General features: G+C 56.7%; 16 protein-coding genes. 14 read left to right on the top strand and 2 right to left on the bottom strand.

Annotated elements, in window-relative coordinates; genetic code table 11:
• Nucleotides 1-16: 16 nt before the first annotated feature.
• Nucleotides 17-1,759, bottom strand: a complete 1,743-nt coding sequence (locus tag RGB73_RS18505) for an Rqc2 family fibronectin-binding protein (RefSeq protein ID WP_310764235.1) — start codon at nt 1,757-1,759, stop codon at nt 17-19.
• 189 nt (nt 1,760-1,948) lie between these two features.
• On the opposite strand from RGB73_RS18505, the gene RGB73_RS18500 reads away from it, so the two are divergent.
• The 14 genes from RGB73_RS18500 (at nt 1,949) to rpe (ending at nt 16,085) form a co-directional block, all read left to right on the top strand.
• Nucleotides 1,949-2,836 carry a YicC/YloC family endoribonuclease gene (locus tag RGB73_RS18500; RefSeq protein WP_310764234.1) on the top strand — a complete coding sequence of 296 codons (888 nt, stop codon included), beginning with the start codon at nt 1,949-1,951 and terminating at the stop codon, nt 2,834-2,836.
• Between the two features lie 24 nt (nt 2,837-2,860).
• The gene (gene remA, locus RGB73_RS18495; protein ID WP_015891999.1) at nt 2,861-3,121 is read left to right on the top strand and encodes an extracellular matrix/biofilm regulator RemA; all 261 of its coding nucleotides are present in this window, start codon (nt 2,861-2,863) and stop codon (nt 3,119-3,121) included.
• A gap of 15 nt (nt 3,122-3,136) precedes the next feature.
• Nucleotides 3,137-3,757: a guanylate kinase gene (gene gmk, locus RGB73_RS18490; protein WP_310764233.1), complete on the top strand. Its 621-nt coding sequence runs from the start codon at nt 3,137-3,139 to the stop codon at nt 3,755-3,757.
• A 3-nt stretch (nt 3,758-3,760) separates the two neighbouring features.
• Entirely contained in the window at nt 3,761-3,955 is a 195-nt protein-coding gene (gene rpoZ, locus RGB73_RS18485) for a DNA-directed RNA polymerase subunit omega (RefSeq protein ID WP_310764231.1), read from the top strand.
• A gap of 81 nt (nt 3,956-4,036) precedes the next feature.
• On the top strand, nt 4,037-5,281 hold the full coding sequence (gene coaBC, locus RGB73_RS18480) for a bifunctional phosphopantothenoylcysteine decarboxylase/phosphopantothenate--cysteine ligase CoaBC (RefSeq protein WP_310764230.1): 1,245 nt from the start codon (nt 4,037-4,039) through the stop codon (nt 5,279-5,281).
• Complete coding sequence (gene priA, locus RGB73_RS18475; RefSeq protein ID WP_310764229.1) at nt 5,278-7,713, top strand: primosomal protein N'; 2,436 nt, start codon at nt 5,278-5,280, stop codon at nt 7,711-7,713. Before coaBC ends, priA begins: the two co-directional genes overlap by 4 nt.
• A gap of 16 nt (nt 7,714-7,729) precedes the next feature.
• On the top strand, nt 7,730-8,206 hold the full coding sequence (def, locus tag RGB73_RS18470; RefSeq protein ID WP_310764228.1) for a peptide deformylase: 477 nt from the start codon (nt 7,730-7,732) through the stop codon (nt 8,204-8,206).
• Between the two features lie 6 nt (nt 8,207-8,212).
• Entirely contained in the window at nt 8,213-9,163 is a 951-nt protein-coding gene (gene fmt, locus RGB73_RS18465; protein ID WP_310764227.1) for a methionyl-tRNA formyltransferase, read from the top strand.
• Between the two features lie 3 nt (nt 9,164-9,166).
• The gene (gene rsmB, locus RGB73_RS18460; protein ID WP_310764226.1) at nt 9,167-10,516 is read left to right on the top strand and encodes a 16S rRNA (cytosine(967)-C(5))-methyltransferase RsmB; all 1,350 of its coding nucleotides are present in this window, start codon (nt 9,167-9,169) and stop codon (nt 10,514-10,516) included.
• 197 nt (nt 10,517-10,713) lie between these two features.
• On the top strand, nt 10,714-11,784 hold the full coding sequence (rlmN, locus tag RGB73_RS18455) for a dual-specificity RNA methyltransferase RlmN (protein ID WP_310764225.1): 1,071 nt from the start codon (nt 10,714-10,716) through the stop codon (nt 11,782-11,784).
• A gap of 4 nt (nt 11,785-11,788) precedes the next feature.
• Nucleotides 11,789-12,544, top strand: a complete 756-nt coding sequence (locus RGB73_RS18450) for a Stp1/IreP family PP2C-type Ser/Thr phosphatase (RefSeq protein ID WP_310764224.1) — start codon at nt 11,789-11,791, stop codon at nt 12,542-12,544.
• A 5-nt stretch (nt 12,545-12,549) separates the two neighbouring features.
• Nucleotides 12,550-14,535 (top strand): Stk1 family PASTA domain-containing Ser/Thr kinase, encoded by a 1,986-nt coding sequence (gene pknB / locus RGB73_RS18445; RefSeq protein ID WP_310764223.1) that lies wholly within the window; start codon nt 12,550-12,552, stop codon nt 14,533-14,535.
• An 18-nt stretch (nt 14,536-14,553) separates the two neighbouring features.
• On the top strand, nt 14,554-15,444 hold the full coding sequence (rsgA, locus tag RGB73_RS18440) for a ribosome small subunit-dependent GTPase A (RefSeq protein WP_310764222.1): 891 nt from the start codon (nt 14,554-14,556) through the stop codon (nt 15,442-15,444).
• Nucleotides 15,438-16,085, top strand: coding sequence for a ribulose-phosphate 3-epimerase (rpe, locus tag RGB73_RS18435; protein ID WP_310764221.1), 648 nt, complete (start codon nt 15,438-15,440; stop codon nt 16,083-16,085). Before rsgA ends, rpe begins: the two co-directional genes overlap by 7 nt.
• A gap of 289 nt (nt 16,086-16,374) precedes the next feature.
• Here rpe and RGB73_RS18430 read toward each other — a convergent pair whose 3' ends face one another.
• Entirely contained in the window at nt 16,375-16,800 is a 426-nt protein-coding gene (locus tag RGB73_RS18430) for an RDD family protein (protein ID WP_310764220.1), read from the bottom strand.
• Nucleotides 16,801-16,806 lie beyond the last annotated feature (6 nt).

The raw sequence follows: 16,806 nt of genomic DNA, 5'->3' as shown, positions 1-16,806 counted from the left end.
TGCCCTTAGTATGATCTTACCTACCTCCGCTATGCGTGGAGGATGCGTTCGCCTTAAGCTGTCGGACCAGCGTCTCGTCCGGCGTCACGTACAGCGTACGCTGCTGCTCGTAGATGACGTAGCCGGGCTTGGCGCCGTTTGGTTTTTTGACGTGCTTGATCAGCGTATAGTCGACAGGCACTCCGCTGCCATGCTGCGCGCGGCTGAAGAAGGCGGCCAGATGGGCTGCTTCCAGCAGTGTTTGCTCTGTGAATTCGCGTGCGCGGATGACGACGTGCGACCCGGGGATGTCCTTGGTGTGCAGCCACGTCTCGAACGGCCCAGCCAGTTTGTTTGTCAAATATTCGTTTTGCTTGTTGTTTTTCCCGACCAGGATGTCCGTGCCATCGGTCGATCTGTACCATTCCAGTTCGGGCCTTGCGTCCTTTTTCTTGCGAGGACCGCGTTTTTTGCGATCGCGCATGTAGCCTTGTTCCACCAGTTCTTCGCGAATTTCCTCGGCGTCCTGAAGCGTGGCATGGGACAGTTGGACGAGAAGCCCGTCCAGGTATACAATCTCTCTCTGGGCCTGTTCGATTTGTTCATGGACGACCTGCAAGCTGTTTTTCGCCTTGTTGTACCGTTTGTAGTACGATTGCAGATTTTCTGAAGGGGTTTTCAGCGGATCGAGCGGGATGGTAATCGTTCCCCCGGCTTCGTCGTACCAGTTTACGGTCACGAGCTCCGTATCGCCCCGTTTCATCTGATGCATATTGGCTGTGATGAGCTCACCGTACAGCCTGAATTGCTCAGCATCCCTGGCTTCCTGCAACGTCGCTTTCAGCTTTTCGATTTTTTTCTCGTTCTTTTGTTTTTCACCGGTGACAAACCGGATCAAGTCGTGCGCACGCTGTTTGACCGTGTCCCTCAGCGCTTTCCCTTCGTAAAACGATTGCAGGCACTCTTGAACAGAGGGAAATGGCGTCACGGAGACGGCATCGGAAAGGTGGGTCAGCTCCACCACGTGGAAGTTCGCCTTGTCTGTGCTCTCCACGATGACCGGAGTGTATTGATGGCGCTCGATCGCGGCCATGATTTCGGAAAACGACTGCCAAAGCGTAGCGCGATTGGCGAGTCCGGCTCGATGGACGATTTCTTTCGCGAGCAGCGGACTGATCCCGGTGTAGGCTTCGACGATCTGTTTGTCCAGCTTGCCGCTGTTCCAATCCAGTGAAGAGAGAAACGCCTGCTTTTCCACTGTAAGCGGGTCTTGTTTATGCTGACTCGGCGGAGCGACGTACGATTTTCCCGGAACGACCTGACGGTATTGGCTGATGGCCAGCGTCACATGCTGCGCGCTGTCCAGAATCATTCCCGTCTGCGGGTCCATCAGGATGATGTTGCTGTGCTTGCCCATGATTTCCATGACGATGCGACGCGTAGCCGTATCCCCCAGCTCATCACGGGTGCGCACGTCGATATGAATGATTCTTTCCCGATCTACTTGGCGGATCGACTCGATCATGCCGCCTTCGCAATGCTTTCGAAGGAGCATGCAAAACATCGGAGCTTCCAAAGGATTGGTAAACTCCTCCGTGGTAATGTGGATGCGCGGGTATGTCGGGTTGGCGGAAAGAAGCAGCCTGACTGTTTCTCCCGCAGTCCGCACTTGCATGACAATATCCGTATGATGGGGCTGGTGGATCTTCGCAATCCGTCCCCCGATCAATTTATGTAACTCCCGTACAACGGCACGGGTAACGACGCCGTCAAATGCCAATGGTGTTCACCTCGCTGCTCAAATTCAGAAAATGAATGAATTGCTATCCTGCGAATAGCTGCCAGTCACAGTGTAGCACAAAGGCAACGGCAGGAGGAACTTTGTTGTCGGGGTGCGGCTTCGGTTGACACTGCCAAGAGTTGTCTCCTATAATTAATTAATTGATTTTACGTCTTGGAAGTGAATACGATGGTTCGAAGCATGACAGGGTATGGACGAAAAGACGACTCGAGAGGCTCGCTGCGTTTGACGGTGGAGCTGCGGGCTGTCAATCACCGGTTTCAAGAAATACTGGTGCGGCTGCCAAAGAAGTGGAGCATGCTGGAGGATCAGGTACGCAAGCTCGTCGCTCAGTACGTCAGGCGCGGCCGGGTGGATGTGACGATCTCCTTGGAAGGAAGCGCGTCGTCCTCGAACACGCTAGACGTAGATTGGAACGTAGCCGAACGATTCCTGCAGCTCGCTCGCGAAATGGACCAGCGCTTTTCACTGGAGACACCAATGAGTGCCAAGGATTTGCTCATGTTTCCTGGCGTGATACATACCAAAGAAGCGGAAGAGGCGGACGGCGAGGATGTAGCCGTATGGTTGCTCGATCTGGTAAAGGACGCTGCCGAAGATCTGCTTTCCATGAAAACGGCCGAGGGTGGACAATTGGAGTCCGATCTGAACAGCCGGCTGCTTTTAATCCAATCTTGGCTGGAGGAAATCCGCCTCTTGGCTCCGGCAGGCACAGAGGAGTACCACAAGCGCCTGGAGCAGCGGCTCAGCGAATGGTCTACTCAAGCTTCGTTCGAGCTGGATCCGCAGCGGGTGGCCCAAGAGGTAGTGTTTTTCGCTGAAAAAAGCGATATTAGTGAAGAATTGACACGTCTGCACAGTCATTGCCTCCAATTTCGCGGTCAGCTCGAAAAAGAGGAGGCGATCGGCCGCAAGCTGGATTTTCTGTTGCAGGAAATGAATCGCGAGGCGAATACGATCGCATCCAAAGCCAATCATTTGCGCATCCAGCATCTGGCAGTCGAGATCAAGACCGAGCTGGAAAAGATGAGAGAGCAAGTGCAGAATGTCGAGTAGGATGAAAGGATGGGCTGGGCCGTCATGGCAATCAAGCTAATCAATATTGGTTTCGGTAACATTGTGAATGCGAATCGCATCATTTCCATCGTGAGTCCGGAGTCTGCGCCGATCAAACGGATCATTCAGGAAGCGCGCGACCGAAACATGCTCGTCGACGCCACTTACGGCAGACGGACACGCGCGGTGATCATCACCGACAGCGATCACGTGATTTTGTCGGCCGTCCAGCCTGAGACGGTAGCGCAGCGACTGACGACAAAAGATGACGAATCGGATGAATAAAGTAGGAGTGGAATCATGACCATGGAGGATCGCGGTCTTCTTTTGATTCTTTCCGGGCCTGCAGGGGTGGGGAAAGGAACGGTGTGCAAGGCTTTGCGGGAAAAAATGCCCGAGCTGGTGTACTCCGTATCCGCTACCACCCGTTCGCCGCGTCCGGGAGAAGTCGAAGGAGTCAATTATTTTTTCAAATCGAAGGAAGAGTTTCAGCGGATGATCGAGCAGGATGAACTGCTGGAATGGGCGGAATACGTCGGCAATTTTTACGGAACGCCGCGCCGGTTTGTGAATGACATGCTTTCAGAAGGAAAAGATGTTATTCTGGAGATTGAAGTTCAGGGTGCCTTGCAAGTGAAAAAGCGTTTTCCGCAAGGGACGTTTCTGTTTTTGGCCCCGCCTGATCTGAACGAGCTGGAAAACCGCATCGTCGGTCGCGGCACCGAAACGGAGGAAGTCATTCGCAAGCGAATGGAAGTAGCCCGGGGGGAGATCGAGCTGATGGATCAGTACGACTACGTGGTCGTCAACGACGTCATCGAATCGGCGTGCGACCGGATCCAGGCGATTATTACCGCCGAGCACCTGAAAAAAGAACGTCAGATTCACAAATATCGCAAATGGCTTAGGGAGGTCGAGTAATTCATGTTGTATCCATCCATTGACGAGCTGACGAAAAAAGCAGACAGCAAATACATTCTCGTGACGGTGGCGTCCAAGCGTGCCCGTCAGCTGCGGGAAAACAGCGAACTGCAGGTAGTCAAACCGAAATCCAAAAAGTTTGTCGGCCAAGCGCTGGAAGAATTTATTTCCGACGAGCTGATGGTTCACGAACTGTAATAGCTGCCATACGCATTACGCCTTGAAAAACAACCTCGTGCAGGTTGTTTTTTTCGGATGGGCAAGAGAGGAGAGAGACGCATGGTTTCGCTCGCAGGAAAACGAATCGTACTCGGCGTGTCCGGAGGCATTGCGGCTTACAAGGCCGCGGCACTTACGAGCAAGCTGACGCAGGCTGGGGCGCAGGTGAATGTCATCCTGACGCACAACGCCCTTCAGTTCGTGCAGCCTTTGACATTTCAGGCCTTGTCTCACCAACCAGTACATACCGACACCTTTACAGAACCGGACGCTCACGTCATCAGCCATATCGAGCTGGCGGACAAGGCGGATCTGGTTTTGGTGGCACCCGCGACAGCAAACATCATCGGAAAAATGGCAAACGGGATTGCCGACGACATGCTGACGACCACACTGCTGGCTACCAAATCGCCCGTGATGGTGGCGCCTGCGATGAACGTCAACATGTACGACCATCCTGCCGTCCAGGCCAATATGGAAAAGCTGGCGGAGTACGGCTATCGCTTCGTAGAGCCGGGAGTCGGGCTTTTGGCCTGTGGCTGGATCGGAAAAGGACGGCTTGCGGAGCCGGAGGAAATCGTGGAGGCAGTCCGCGCTTTCTTTGCACAGCAGGAGAAGGGCAATGTCCGTCCGCTGGATCTGCATGGAAAGAGAGTGCTGGTTACGGCAGGACCTACGCGGGAGAAGATCGACCCGGTACGCTACATTACCAACCACGCTTCCGGAAAAATGGGCTACGCCATCGCGGAAGCCGCACGAGACCGAGGGGCAGAGGTCGTTCTGGTCAGCGGACCGACTGCGCTCAAAAAACCGGATGGCGTCCGGTTCGTAGCGGTCGAGTCGGTGCAGGAAATGTTCGATGCGGTGATGGAGCATTTGCCAAAGAGCGATATCGTCGTCAAGTCGGCCGCGGTATCCGATTACCGTCCCAAGACGGTGCATGCGCATAAGATGAAGAAGGGCGATGGACCGCTGGTACTCGAGCTGGATAAAGCCCCGGACATCCTGAAGACGATCGGGGAGAGGAAAACGACGCAGTTCGTCGTCGGCTTCGCGGCGGAGACGCAGGATTTGATCAAGCACGCCAAGTCCAAGGTGGAGCGGAAAAATCTCGACATGATCGTAGCGAACAATGTGCTTGCGGAAGGGGCGGGCATGGGCAGCGACACCAATGTCGTGACGCTGCTGACTCGAGCCGGAGAACAGGTGGATCTGGAAAAACTGAGCAAGCGAGAGGTAGCGGACAAGCTGTTTGATGCCGTGCTGTTGAAGCTGTCCGAACGTCCGCTGTCCGAGCTGTCATGATCGCCCAAATCATCGTGGACGTGCCGGTCAACCGGACGAACCGGCCGTTCGATTACCGGGTGCCCGCGTGGCTGACACCGCTGATTCGGGTGGGCAGCCGCGTCGTGGTTCCATTTGGTCCGCGCAAGCTGCAGGGGTACGTCATCGGTATTGCCGAAAACGCTCCCGATCTGACGGACACAAGCCGTCTGCGGGATGTCGAACAGGTACTGGACGATACGCCCCCCTTGACGCCTGAACTGCTGAAAATGAGCGAATGGATGTCCAGGCAGTACTTGTGCCCGTGGGTGACAGCAGTTCAGGCGATGATTCCGGCCGTTCTCAAAGGCAAATCGGAAAAATGGCTGACGGCCACGGACCAGCTGGATGAAGAGACGTGCGGCAATTCGGGTCTTTTGTGGGAGCTCTACCGCAAGCAGCATCTTCCGCTCGCAGAGGTCGAGAAGCTATTTCCGGAAGAGTTCCTGCTTGTGCCCGGTTGGATTCACAGCGGCCTTTTGGCGACAGAATACCAGGTGAGGGATCGGATCACGCGCAAACAGCAGTCGTTCGTACGCTGCCTGCTCGGCAGCGAAGAGCTCGCAGATGCGATCGCCGGATTGCCTGCGAGGGCGGAGAAGATGCGACGAGTTCTCGAACTGTTTGCTGCGCACGAAGGCCAGTCCTTTTCTACGAAGATGCTGGAAGGCGAATGGGGTGTCACCCGTTCTTCGCTGAAGACCCTGGAGGCGAAGGGGTGGCTGGTGATCGAGCAGGTCGAGGTGTACCGTGATCCATTCGCGAACAGGCGCTTTGCCGAGAAGGCGAAGCCCGAATTTACACCGTTGCAGAAGCAGGTCCTTGCACCTATCGTCCAGTCGATTCAAGAGAAGCGCTATGCCTCCTACCTGCTTCATGGGGTGACGGGAAGCGGCAAGACGGAAGTATACCTCGAAGCGATCGAACAGACGCTGGCCAAAGGGCGGGAAGCGATTTTTCTCGTTCCCGAAATTTCCTTGACGCCGCAGATGGTGGAGCGCTTCAAGGAGCGCTTCGGGGCGGACGTCGCCGTGCTGCACAGCGCTTTGTCGCAAGGCGAGCGCTTCGACGAGTGGCGGAAGATTATCAGAGGCCAGGTCAAGGTCGTCGTCGGGGCTCGCTCGGCGATTTTTGCGCCGTTTCAAAACGTCGGGCTCATCGTGATCGACGAGGAGCACGAAAGCTCGTACAAGCAGGAAGAGACGCCTCGCTACCACGCCCGCGAGGTGGCCTTGTGGCGCGCGAAAGAAAACGAGGCGGTGCTTCTGATGGGCAGTGCCACTCCGGCACTGGAGACGTATGCGCTGGCGAAGCGTGGGCGCTACTCGCTTCTGGAAATGCCGGACCGGGTAGGAAACCGGCCGATGCCGAACGTTCACGTCGTCGATATGCGCGAAGAGCTGCAAGCGGAAAACCGCTCCATGTTCAGCAGAAAGCTGCACGAGATGATTGCGGACCGGCTTGCGAAGCAGGAGCAGATGGTGATCTTTCTCAACCGCAGAGGCTTCTCCACCTTCGTCATGTGCCGCTCCTGCGGCTATACGATGCGCTGCATCCACTGCGACATCTCGCTCACCTATCACAAGACGAACCACACTGCCCGTTGCCACTATTGCGGCTATACCATTGCCCAGCCTGCCCACTGCCCCGAATGCCAGAGCGAGCACATCCGGTTTTTCGGGACGGGGACGCAGAAGGTGGAGGCAGAGCTGGCCAAGCTGTTTCCGGGCATTCGCGTGATTCGCATGGACGTCGATACGACGTCGCGGAAGGGCGCCCACGAGGAGCTGTTGAACAAGTTTAGGTCCGGGCAGGGGGACGTACTGCTCGGGACGCAGATGATCGCAAAAGGGCTGGACTTTCCCCGCGTGACGCTCGCAGGCATCATCGCGGCCGATACTTCGCTTCACTTGCCTGATTTCCGCGCGGCCGAAAAGACGTTCCAGCTGCTTACGCAGGTCGGAGGGAGAGCGGGACGGCATGAGCTGGAAGGCGACGTGGTCATCCAGACGTACACGCCGGAGCACTACAGCATCGTCCACGCGACACGTCACGATTATCCGGCTTTCTACGAAGACGAGATGCTACAGCGAAGGGCAGCAGGCTACCCGCCTTACTTCCGCCTCGTGCTGATCACCTTCAGTCACGAAGACGTGCCCGTCGTCATTCGCGGCGCGCATACGATGGCGGACTATTTGCGGCCTCGTCTTGCCGAGACGACGATCCTGCTCGGACCGGTAGCGTCGCCTATTGCCCGAGTGAAGGATAGATTTCGTTTTCAGATCATGTTAAAATATCGGGATGAACCGCAGCTTTCCGCCTTGCTGGCCAGGGCGACCGCTGCGTTTGAAGAATGGAACAAACAGCAGAAAGTACTCATGACGATAGACGTTGATCCGTACGTACTGCTTTAGGGAGGATAACAAGCACATGGCTATTCGCAATATCGTAAAACATCCAGATCCGATCCTACGGGAAAAAGCGGTCGTGGTCACCAAATTCAACTCCAATCTGCACAAGCTGTTGGACGACATGGCCGAAACCATGTACGATGCCGACGGGGTAGGCCTGGCGGCACCGCAGGTGGGCATCTCCAAGCGCGTGATCGTCATGGATTGCGGCGATGGATTGATCGAGATCGTCAACCCTGAAATCGTGGACTTCAAAGGCGAGCAATTTGATTATCCGGAAGGCTGCCTGAGCATCCCGGGCCTGCGCGGCGATGTGCGCCGTCACCAATGGATCAAGCTGCGCGGACAGGACCGCTTCGGCAATCCCATCGAGCTGGAGGCGGAGGACCTGCTCTCCCGCTGCTCCCAACATGAAATCGATCACCTGAACGGCGTGCTGTTCATCGATGTGGCAGACAAGGTGTATCAGGTGAGCCCGGATGAGGAAGGGGAATAAACTGCATTGAAAGATACGCGCATTTTATTCATGGGTACGCCCGACTTTGCTGTCTCCAGCCTGGAGGCGCTGCTCAGGGAAGGATACAATGTGGTCGGGGTGGTTACCCAGCCCGACCGCCCGGTAGGACGCAAGCAAGTGTTGACGCCGCCCCCCGTCAAGGAGGCGGCTTTGCGTCATGGACTGCAAGTGCTGCAGCCTGAAAAAATCAAGGCGGACGCCGCTTTGGACGAGGTTCTGGCGCTTGCGCCTGACTTGATCGTGACGGCAGCGTACGGACAGATCCTGCCCAAGCGGCTGCTGGAGGCGCCTCGCTTTGGGTGTATCAACGTCCATGCTTCCCTCTTGCCGAAATACCGCGGCGGGGCTCCGATCCACAAATCGATCGTGGAAGGCGAAAAGGAATCCGGCGTCACCATCATGTACATGGTGGAAGCGCTGGACGCGGGAGACATGCTCTCCAAGGTAGTCGTTCCCATCGAGGAGCGGGACACGGTCGGCACCTTGCACGACAAGCTGGCGGCGGCGGGCTCTGCTCTCCTGATCGACACGGTTCCCAGGCTGCTCGCAGGTGAAATCGAGGCGGAGGCGCAAGACCACGAGGCTGCGTCCTTCGCTCCGAACATCAAGCGGGCGGACGAGCGCATCGACTGGACTCGCACTGCCGAGCAGATCTACAACCAGGTGCGCGGCCTGAATCCTTGGCCTGTCGCTTTCACGACCTACGGCGGAAAAGTATGGAAGCTCTGGTGGGTCGAAAAGCTGTCGCAAGGCAAGACAGACCGGGAGCCGGGGACGATCATCGCCCGGGAAGAGGATGGTCTGGTTGTGGCGTGCGGCGAAGGTGCGGTCAAAATCACCGAGCTGCAGCCGGAAGGAAAGAAGCGGATGAGCGCTCTCGACTTTTTGCGCGGAGCGGGCAGCAGCATCGAAATCGGCACGAAGGTAGGAGAATAGCCCGTGGCAAAAAAAGGAGCCCGCGATATCGCTCTCGATGTCTTGAATCGGGTGGAAGAACACAAATCGTACAGCAATCTGGAGCTGCGCCATGTCCTGGACCGGTCGGACATGAATCCTGCCGATACGGGACTGGTGACCGAGCTCGTGTACGGCACCATTCAGCGCCGGCTGACGCTTGACTTTGTCCTGTCCCAGTTCACCACTGGGAAAAAGCTGCAGACGTGGGTACGCAATCTGCTCTTGCTCAGTCTGTACCAGGTCCGGTATCTGGACCGCATCCCCGAACGCGCGGCTGTGCACGAAGCGGTAGAAATCGCCAAGCGCAGAGGCCACCAAGGGATCGCGTCCATGGTCAACGGCGTCTTGCGCAATGTCTTGCGCCAGCCTGACGTGTGGGAACGAGTACCCAAAGGCGATGCCGCAAAGCAAATCGCCGTGCTGTATTCCCATCCGGAATGGCTGGTCCGCAAGTGGATCAAGCAGTACGGGGAAGAGGAGACCAAGGCCATTTGTGAAGCGAACAATCGGGCGCCCCATACGTCTTTGCGGGTGAACACGCTTAAGATCGGGAAGGACGAGCTGGTAGCGCGACTGAGGGAGGAAGGACACGAGGCCAAAGAATCAGCTTTGAGCGAGCAGGGACTCGTGCTCGCAGGCGGCGGTCACGCTGCCGGGACTCGGTGGTTCAAGGAAGGCTACTACACCTTGCAGGATGAAAGCTCGATGCTGGTCGCTCCGGCGCTGTCTCCCAAGCCGGGCATGCGCGTCCTGGACGCTTGCGCTGCACCCGGTGGGAAGACGACTCACCTGGCCGAGCTCATGGGGGATCGCGGAGAAATTATTGCCAACGACGTGCATCCCCACAAGCGCGATCTGATTGCCCATGCAGCCGAGCGGCTGGGGATTTCCATCATCGAGCCGATCGTCTCCGATGCGCTCGACCTCCCGGACAAAGGGCTGGGGATGTTTGACCGGATCTTGCTGGATGCGCCATGCACGGGATTTGGCGTCATCCGCCGCAAGCCGGATTTGAAGTGGAACAAGTCGCCGGAAGACGTGCGCTCGATTGCGCAGCTGCAATACCAGCTGCTTGCGGGCCTCTCTTCCATGCTGGCTCCAGAGGGAACCCTCGTTTACAGTACGTGTACGGTGGAACCGATGGAAAATCAGGATGTCGTTCGCCGTTTCGTCGACAGGCATCCCGAGTTTGTGCTCGATTCCACGCTCCAAGACGACTTGCCGCAGAATGTGCGGGCAAAAGTGGACGAGTCCGGCGCGTTTATTCAAATCTTGCCGCATCACTTTGACAGTGACGGTTTTTTCATAGCCCGTTTGAAGCGAAAAGGGTAAGAATAATGGGGGTGGCGCGCCTTCGGGATCGTGCCACTCCCTTGCCTTTGTTTGCATGTGTTCGGAATGGTTTACACTAGGAAAAGCGACGCATTTCCTGGCTGGATGGCAAAACCGTTTGAAGCGTGGACGTTTGCGAGTTACAATGATTAAATGACGATTTATGCAAGCCATGAACTTGAGGATGTGAAAACAGCATGCCGATTACGACATTTACGGGCGAAAAGCCGCTCATTTACAGTTTGACGCAAGACGAAATGAAGCAATGGCTGGTGGAAGCGGGAGACAAACCGTTTCGCGCCCAGCAGATTTTTGACTGGCTGTACGTGAAGCGCGTCTCTTCTTTCGAGGAGATGAGCAATCTGTCCAAGGACCTGCGCCAAAAGCTGGAGGACACCTTCCGGATCGATCCGCTGAAAGAAATCATGCACCAGCAGTCCCAAGACGGCACGATCAAGTTTTTGTTTCAGCTGGTGGATGGCCACGCCATCGAAACAGTCATCATGCGCCACAATTACGGAAACAGCATTTGCGTGACCACGCAGGTCGGCTGCCGAATCGGCTGTACGTTCTGCGCGTCCACGCTAGGCGGGCTCAAGCGCAACCTGGACGCGGGAGAGATCGTTTCCCAGGTCTTGATGGCCCAGCGCAAGCTCGACGAAGAAGGAGAGCGTGTCAGCCACGTGGTCGTGATGGGGATCGGGGAGCCGTTTGAGAACTTCGAGAGCCTGATGGCCTTTTTGTCCGTCATCAACGACAACCGCGGCTTGAACATCGGCGCGCGGCATATCACTGTCTCGACCAGCGGAATCGTACCGAAAATTTACGAGTTCGCCGAACGGGGCGGGCAAGTCAACCTCGCCATTTCCCTGCATGCTCCCAACACGGAGCTGAGAACGCAGCTCATGCCGATCAACCGCGGCTTCCCGCTTGAAAAGCTGATGGAAGCGTGCCGTCACTACATCAACAAGACAGGTCGGCGGATCAGCTTTGAATACGGTCTGTTCGGTGGCAAGAACGATCAGCCGCACCACGCGGAAGAATTGGCGGATCTGATTGGCGACATGCTTTGCCATGTCAACCTGATTCCTGTCAACTACGTGCCGGAGCGCGATTATGTCCGCACGCCGCGCAATGAGATTTTCCAATTCAAACGCATCCTGGAGGACAAGGGAATCAATGTGACCATCAGACGCGAGCACGGCAGCGACATCGCAGCCGCGTGCGGACAGCTGAGGGCACAACACGCTAAAGAAACCGTGGGGTGATACCATGGAAATTGCAATGAAATCCCATGTGGGCCACGTCCGTTCCGTAAACGAGGACTACTATGCCTGTGAGGCAGACGCGAACGGACGCGCCCTGGCTGTTTTGGCTGACGGAATGGGCGGCCACGAGGCTGGTGAGATCGCCAGCCGCCTTGCCGTTGAGCGAATAGTAAAAGAACTGCGTCACATCGATGGAGAGCTGGAAGGGGCGGACCTGCGAGAGTATTTGATGAACTCCGTCCTGCTCGCCAACAAGGAAGTGTACGAGTACGCCTTGGAGCACCCGGAATGCAGCGGAATGGGAACGACGACGATCGCAGCCTTGTTTCGGCCAAGCACGGTGATTACGGCGCATATCGGCGACAGCCGGCTGTACAAATTCGGCGCCGATGGCCTGGTCATGAAGACGGAGGACCATTCGCTGGTGAACGAGCTGGTGAAAAGCGGACAGATCACGGCCGAAGAAGCGGCTGTCCATCCCCACCGCAACGTGATCATGCGGTCTCTCGGGACGGAGCCGGATGTGCTCGTCGACCTGGACCAGTTCGAATGGGCACCGGGCGATGTCGTCTTGATCTGCTCGGACGGACTTAGCGATAAAGTTCCGCCTTCCGTCATGGAAGAGTGGCTGCGGAAGCCGACGTCGCTGCAGGAGAAAGTAGAAGGCTTGGTGCAGGAAGCATTGGCCGCAGGAGGGCAGGACAATATCACGCTGGTAGCTGTCCGCAACATGCCCGACGCCAGTAGGAAAGAGGGGTGAGAGAGATGGAAGGTCAACGGCTTGGAGGGCGATACCAATTGGAGGCCCGTGTAGGCGGGGGCGGTATGGCTATCGTGTACAAAGCCAAAGATTTGATACTAAATCGTCCAGTAGCGGTGAAAGTGCTGCGTTCCCAATTCGGCGGGGATGAAGACTTCGTCAACCGGTTCAGACGGGAAGCGCAGGCGGTGGCAAGCCTGTCTCACCCCAATGTGGTCGGGGTGTACGACGTCGGGCAGGAAGGCGATACCCATTACATGGTGATGGAATACATAGAAGGCTACACGCTCAAGGAACTGATTATCCAGCGTGGGGCTTTGCCTGTGGAAGAAGCTGTGAGAATCGCTGCACAAATATGCGACGCGCTTGATCACGCCCATCAGAATCAGATCATTCACCGGGACATTAAACCGCACAACATCATGATCGGGAAAAACGGGCGGGTGAAGGTCACCGACTTCGGGATTGCGAGGGCGGTCACTTCCACGACGATCACGCACACGAATGCGATGCTTGGGTCCGTTCATTACTTTTCCCCGGAGCAGGCCAGAGGGGGCATCACGGGGGAGAAGTCGGACATCTACTCGCTCGGGATTGTGCTGTATGAGATGGTGACGGGCGAGCTGCCGTTTTCCGGCGATTCGCCGATTTCTGTCGCTCTCAAGCATTTGCAGGAGCCGCTGCCGGAGCCTCGGCAAGTGAACCCTGCTATCCCGCAAAGCGTGGAAAACGTCATTCTCAAAGCGTTGGTAAAGGATCCGTTCCTGCGCTATGCTTCCGCTCGCGAAATGCTTGAAGATTTGGAGACGTGTCTTTTTCCGGAGCGGTTGAACGAGGAAAAGCTGACGTTCCCCGAGGACGAGGAGATGACGCGCGTGGTGCCGATCATCACGCAGGACATGCTCGACAACCACAATGGCGGGAGGACGGTCGGCGGTTCGCGGAGCCGTTATGAAAGTCCGCGCGATGAGGAAGAGGAGCAGGAGCCCAAGCGCAAATGGTGGGTGAAAACCCTGCTTTGGGTCGTAGGGATCGGCTTGTTCCTGGTCCTTGGTTTCTTCGGGTTCAACTTCCTCCTGAACGTCTTCCCTTCGGTGCCGGAAGTGCAGGTCCCTTATGTGGAAGGAATCGAAGTCAGCCTGGCGCAGAAAAAGATCGAGGATGCCAACCTGGTGGCGAATATCGTAGAGGAAGCCAACGACACGATAGAGAAGGGCATGGTCATCAGGCAAGATCCGGCGCCGCCGATGCGGCTGAAGGAAAAGGCGACTGTCACGCTTTACGTCAGCAAGGGGCAGGAGGCGATCGACATGCCGAACCTCGTGTCCTCCTCGCGCGCGGTAGCCGAGCAGACGCTGAAGCAATTGGGCTTCAAGCCGGAACTGATCACCTATGAAGAGGTCGAGGACGACAAGGCAGAGGCAGGCATGGTAATCGGCCAGTCGCCGGATGCGAATACGAAAGTGTATCCGGGCAAGCAGACTGTGAAGGTGACGGTCAGCAAAGGGAAATCGTACGTGAAAATGCCGAATGTCATCGGGAAAACGATGGAGCAGGCGCGAGTCGAACTGTTCAAGTACAACCTCGCGATCGGCGATATCAAGGAAGAGCCTTCCTACACGACAGACAAGGCCGGCATCGTGCTCTCGACCCATCCGTACGATGCGGGCATGGACGTGCAAAAAGGAGTAGCGATCCCGCTCACGGTGAGCAATGGCCAGTACCCGCAGGACGCCAAGCTGGCCAACGTGCCGGTCTACGTCGAAATCGTGCCGGGAGAGACCGCTGACATTCGAATCGATGTAAGCGACGCCCGTGGAGACACATCGGGCGTGTACAAGGAGCAGATTGCCGAGAGCAAGGATTATGACATACCGGTAGTCATGTCTCCGCAAAAAGATGCAGTCATCAAAGTGTTCAAGAAGGATCCGGCGACAAACAATTACGTGGAATACCAGACCATTCCGATTTCGTACAGCAGCTTGCCATAATCAGGTGGAGGGACATGAATGCCAGAAGGACGGATTGTGAAAGCATTGAGCGGGTTTTACTACGTAGCGGATGAAGGCAGGATTTTCAGCTGTCGTGCTCGCGGGCTTTTCAAGAAAAAGGGAGCCAAAGTGAATCCGCTCGTAGGCGACTGGGTCGTCTACGATGCGATCAGTGAAGAAGAGGGCTACGTCATGGAGGTGGGCGAGAGGACCAGCGAGCTGGTTCGCCCGCCTATCGCCAACGTGGATCAGGCCGTACTGGTTTTTTCCATGTTCAAGCCGGCGTTTAGCGCCCTGCTGCTCGACAAGTTTCTGGTGCATACGGAGCATGCGGGGATCGACTCTGTCATCGTTTTGTCCAAGGCCGATCATGCAACGGAGGAAGAAGTCGCGGCGATCGTGCAGAAATACGAAGCGATCGGGTATACCGTCATCCCGACGTCGACGAAGCAGCAGCGGGGCATATCCGAAGTCAGGGACGTCCTGCATGACCGCATTTCCGTCTTCGCCGGTCAGTCCGGTGTCGGCAAATCCTCTCTGATCAACGCGCTGTTTCCGGGAATGAGCCTGCAGACTGGGGATGTCAGCGAAAAGCTCGGGCGCGGAAAGCATACGACCCGTCACGTCGAGCTGATTCCGCTGGAAGGCGGCGGCTATGTGGCAGATACCCCGGGCTTCAGCTCGCTTGAGTTTAACGGTTTGGACGAGCTGGGTCTGGCGGAAGCGTTCCGGGATTTCGCGGATCGTTCCGCCGGCTGCAAGTTTCGGGGATGCCTGCACGTCAGCGAGCCGTCCTGCGCCGTGCAGGAGGCAGTGGCTGCCGGGGAGCTGAGTCAAGAGAGGTATGACCATTACTTGCAATTCCGAGATGAGCTGAAAGAATATCAACGGAGGAATAAACCATGGTAAAAATCGCGCCTTCGATCCTGTCGGCTGACTTCGCCAAACTGGGAGAAGAGATTCTGGATGTCGAACGGGGAGGGGCAGACTGGATTCACGTCGATGTCATGGACGGACATTTCGTGCCGAATATTACGATCGGACCGCTGATCGTCGAGGCGATTCGCCCCGTGACCAAACTGCCGCTCGACGTTCACCTGATGATCGAGGAGCCGGACCGCTACATTCCGCAATTCGCGAAGAGCGGAGCGGACTGGATCACCGTGCATCAGGAAGCGTGCCGCCATCTGCACCGGACGATTTACCTGATCAAAGAACAGGGGATCAAGGCCGGTGTGGTCCTGAACCCGGCTACGCCGCTGGGGACGATCGAGCATGTCCTTTCGGATGTGGACATCGTGCTCCTGATGACCGTCAATCCCGGATTTGGCGGGCAGAAATTCATTCACAATGTGCTGCCCAAGGTCAAGGAGCTCCGCCGCATGCTGGATGAGCGCGGCCTCGGCCACGTCGAGATCGAGATTGACGGCGGCGTGAACGCCGAGACAGCGCGTCTGTGCGAAGAAGCGGGAGCTACGGTCCTGGTGGCCGGCAGCGCCGTATTCAACCAGGCAGACCGCACCCAGGCGATTGCTGCTATTCGCGGTTGATGCCACAGATCTCCAGATAAAAAAGCCATCCTTTATATGCCTGAAGAAGCCCCCATGTTGGATCGCACAAAACAATGGGAGGTACCCTTCAGGCAAGAGGGGTGGCTTTCGTCGTACAGATAGGAATTTATAAAATTCCTATCCGGTATAAGGGCAACATAGCGAGACTTCGAACACAGTGAGATAGAGAGACTTGTGCCCTTTGGGTACCGCGGCTCCGCCAAGCTGGCGAAGCCAGGTTTTCTAATTTTCGTGGCATCCATATCGCTTTCGGTGAGCGGCCGCTGCATTACGGCTGATCGGAGGTGACGTACGTGCCCGCCACCAGATCGTGAATGGCGCGCTTGTCTTCGCGGACGCCGACCATGATGGCGCTGATGATCGCCCCGATGCCGAGCGTCACGGAATAGATCAGCCAGATCCCGATCACGATACGCAGCAGCATCGTGCCGATTCCCACGGGCTCCCCGTTCAGCTTGACGATCCGCACGCCCATGATTCGCTTTCCGACGGTGTATCCGTACCAGAAGACGGGCAAAAGCAGGCTGTACAGAAACGATAGCAGGTTGGTAAACAGGTTCCCTTCCGTATCGCCGGTAAGCAGGTAAGAGATAAGGGCAAGGGGGATCCCGATGATCAATCCGTCCAGCAGGCTGGCCCCCAGACGGCGCCAAAATCCAACCGGATTGCTAGGAAGCGGCTTTGCGGTCTCCATCTTCTC

Source organism: Brevibacillus brevis (assembly GCF_031583145.1).
Lineage (GTDB): Bacteria > Bacillota > Bacilli > Brevibacillales > Brevibacillaceae > Brevibacillus > Brevibacillus brevis_E.
Note: the sequence above shows the minus strand (reverse complement) of the source record. Positions and strands in the feature narration are given on the sequence as shown.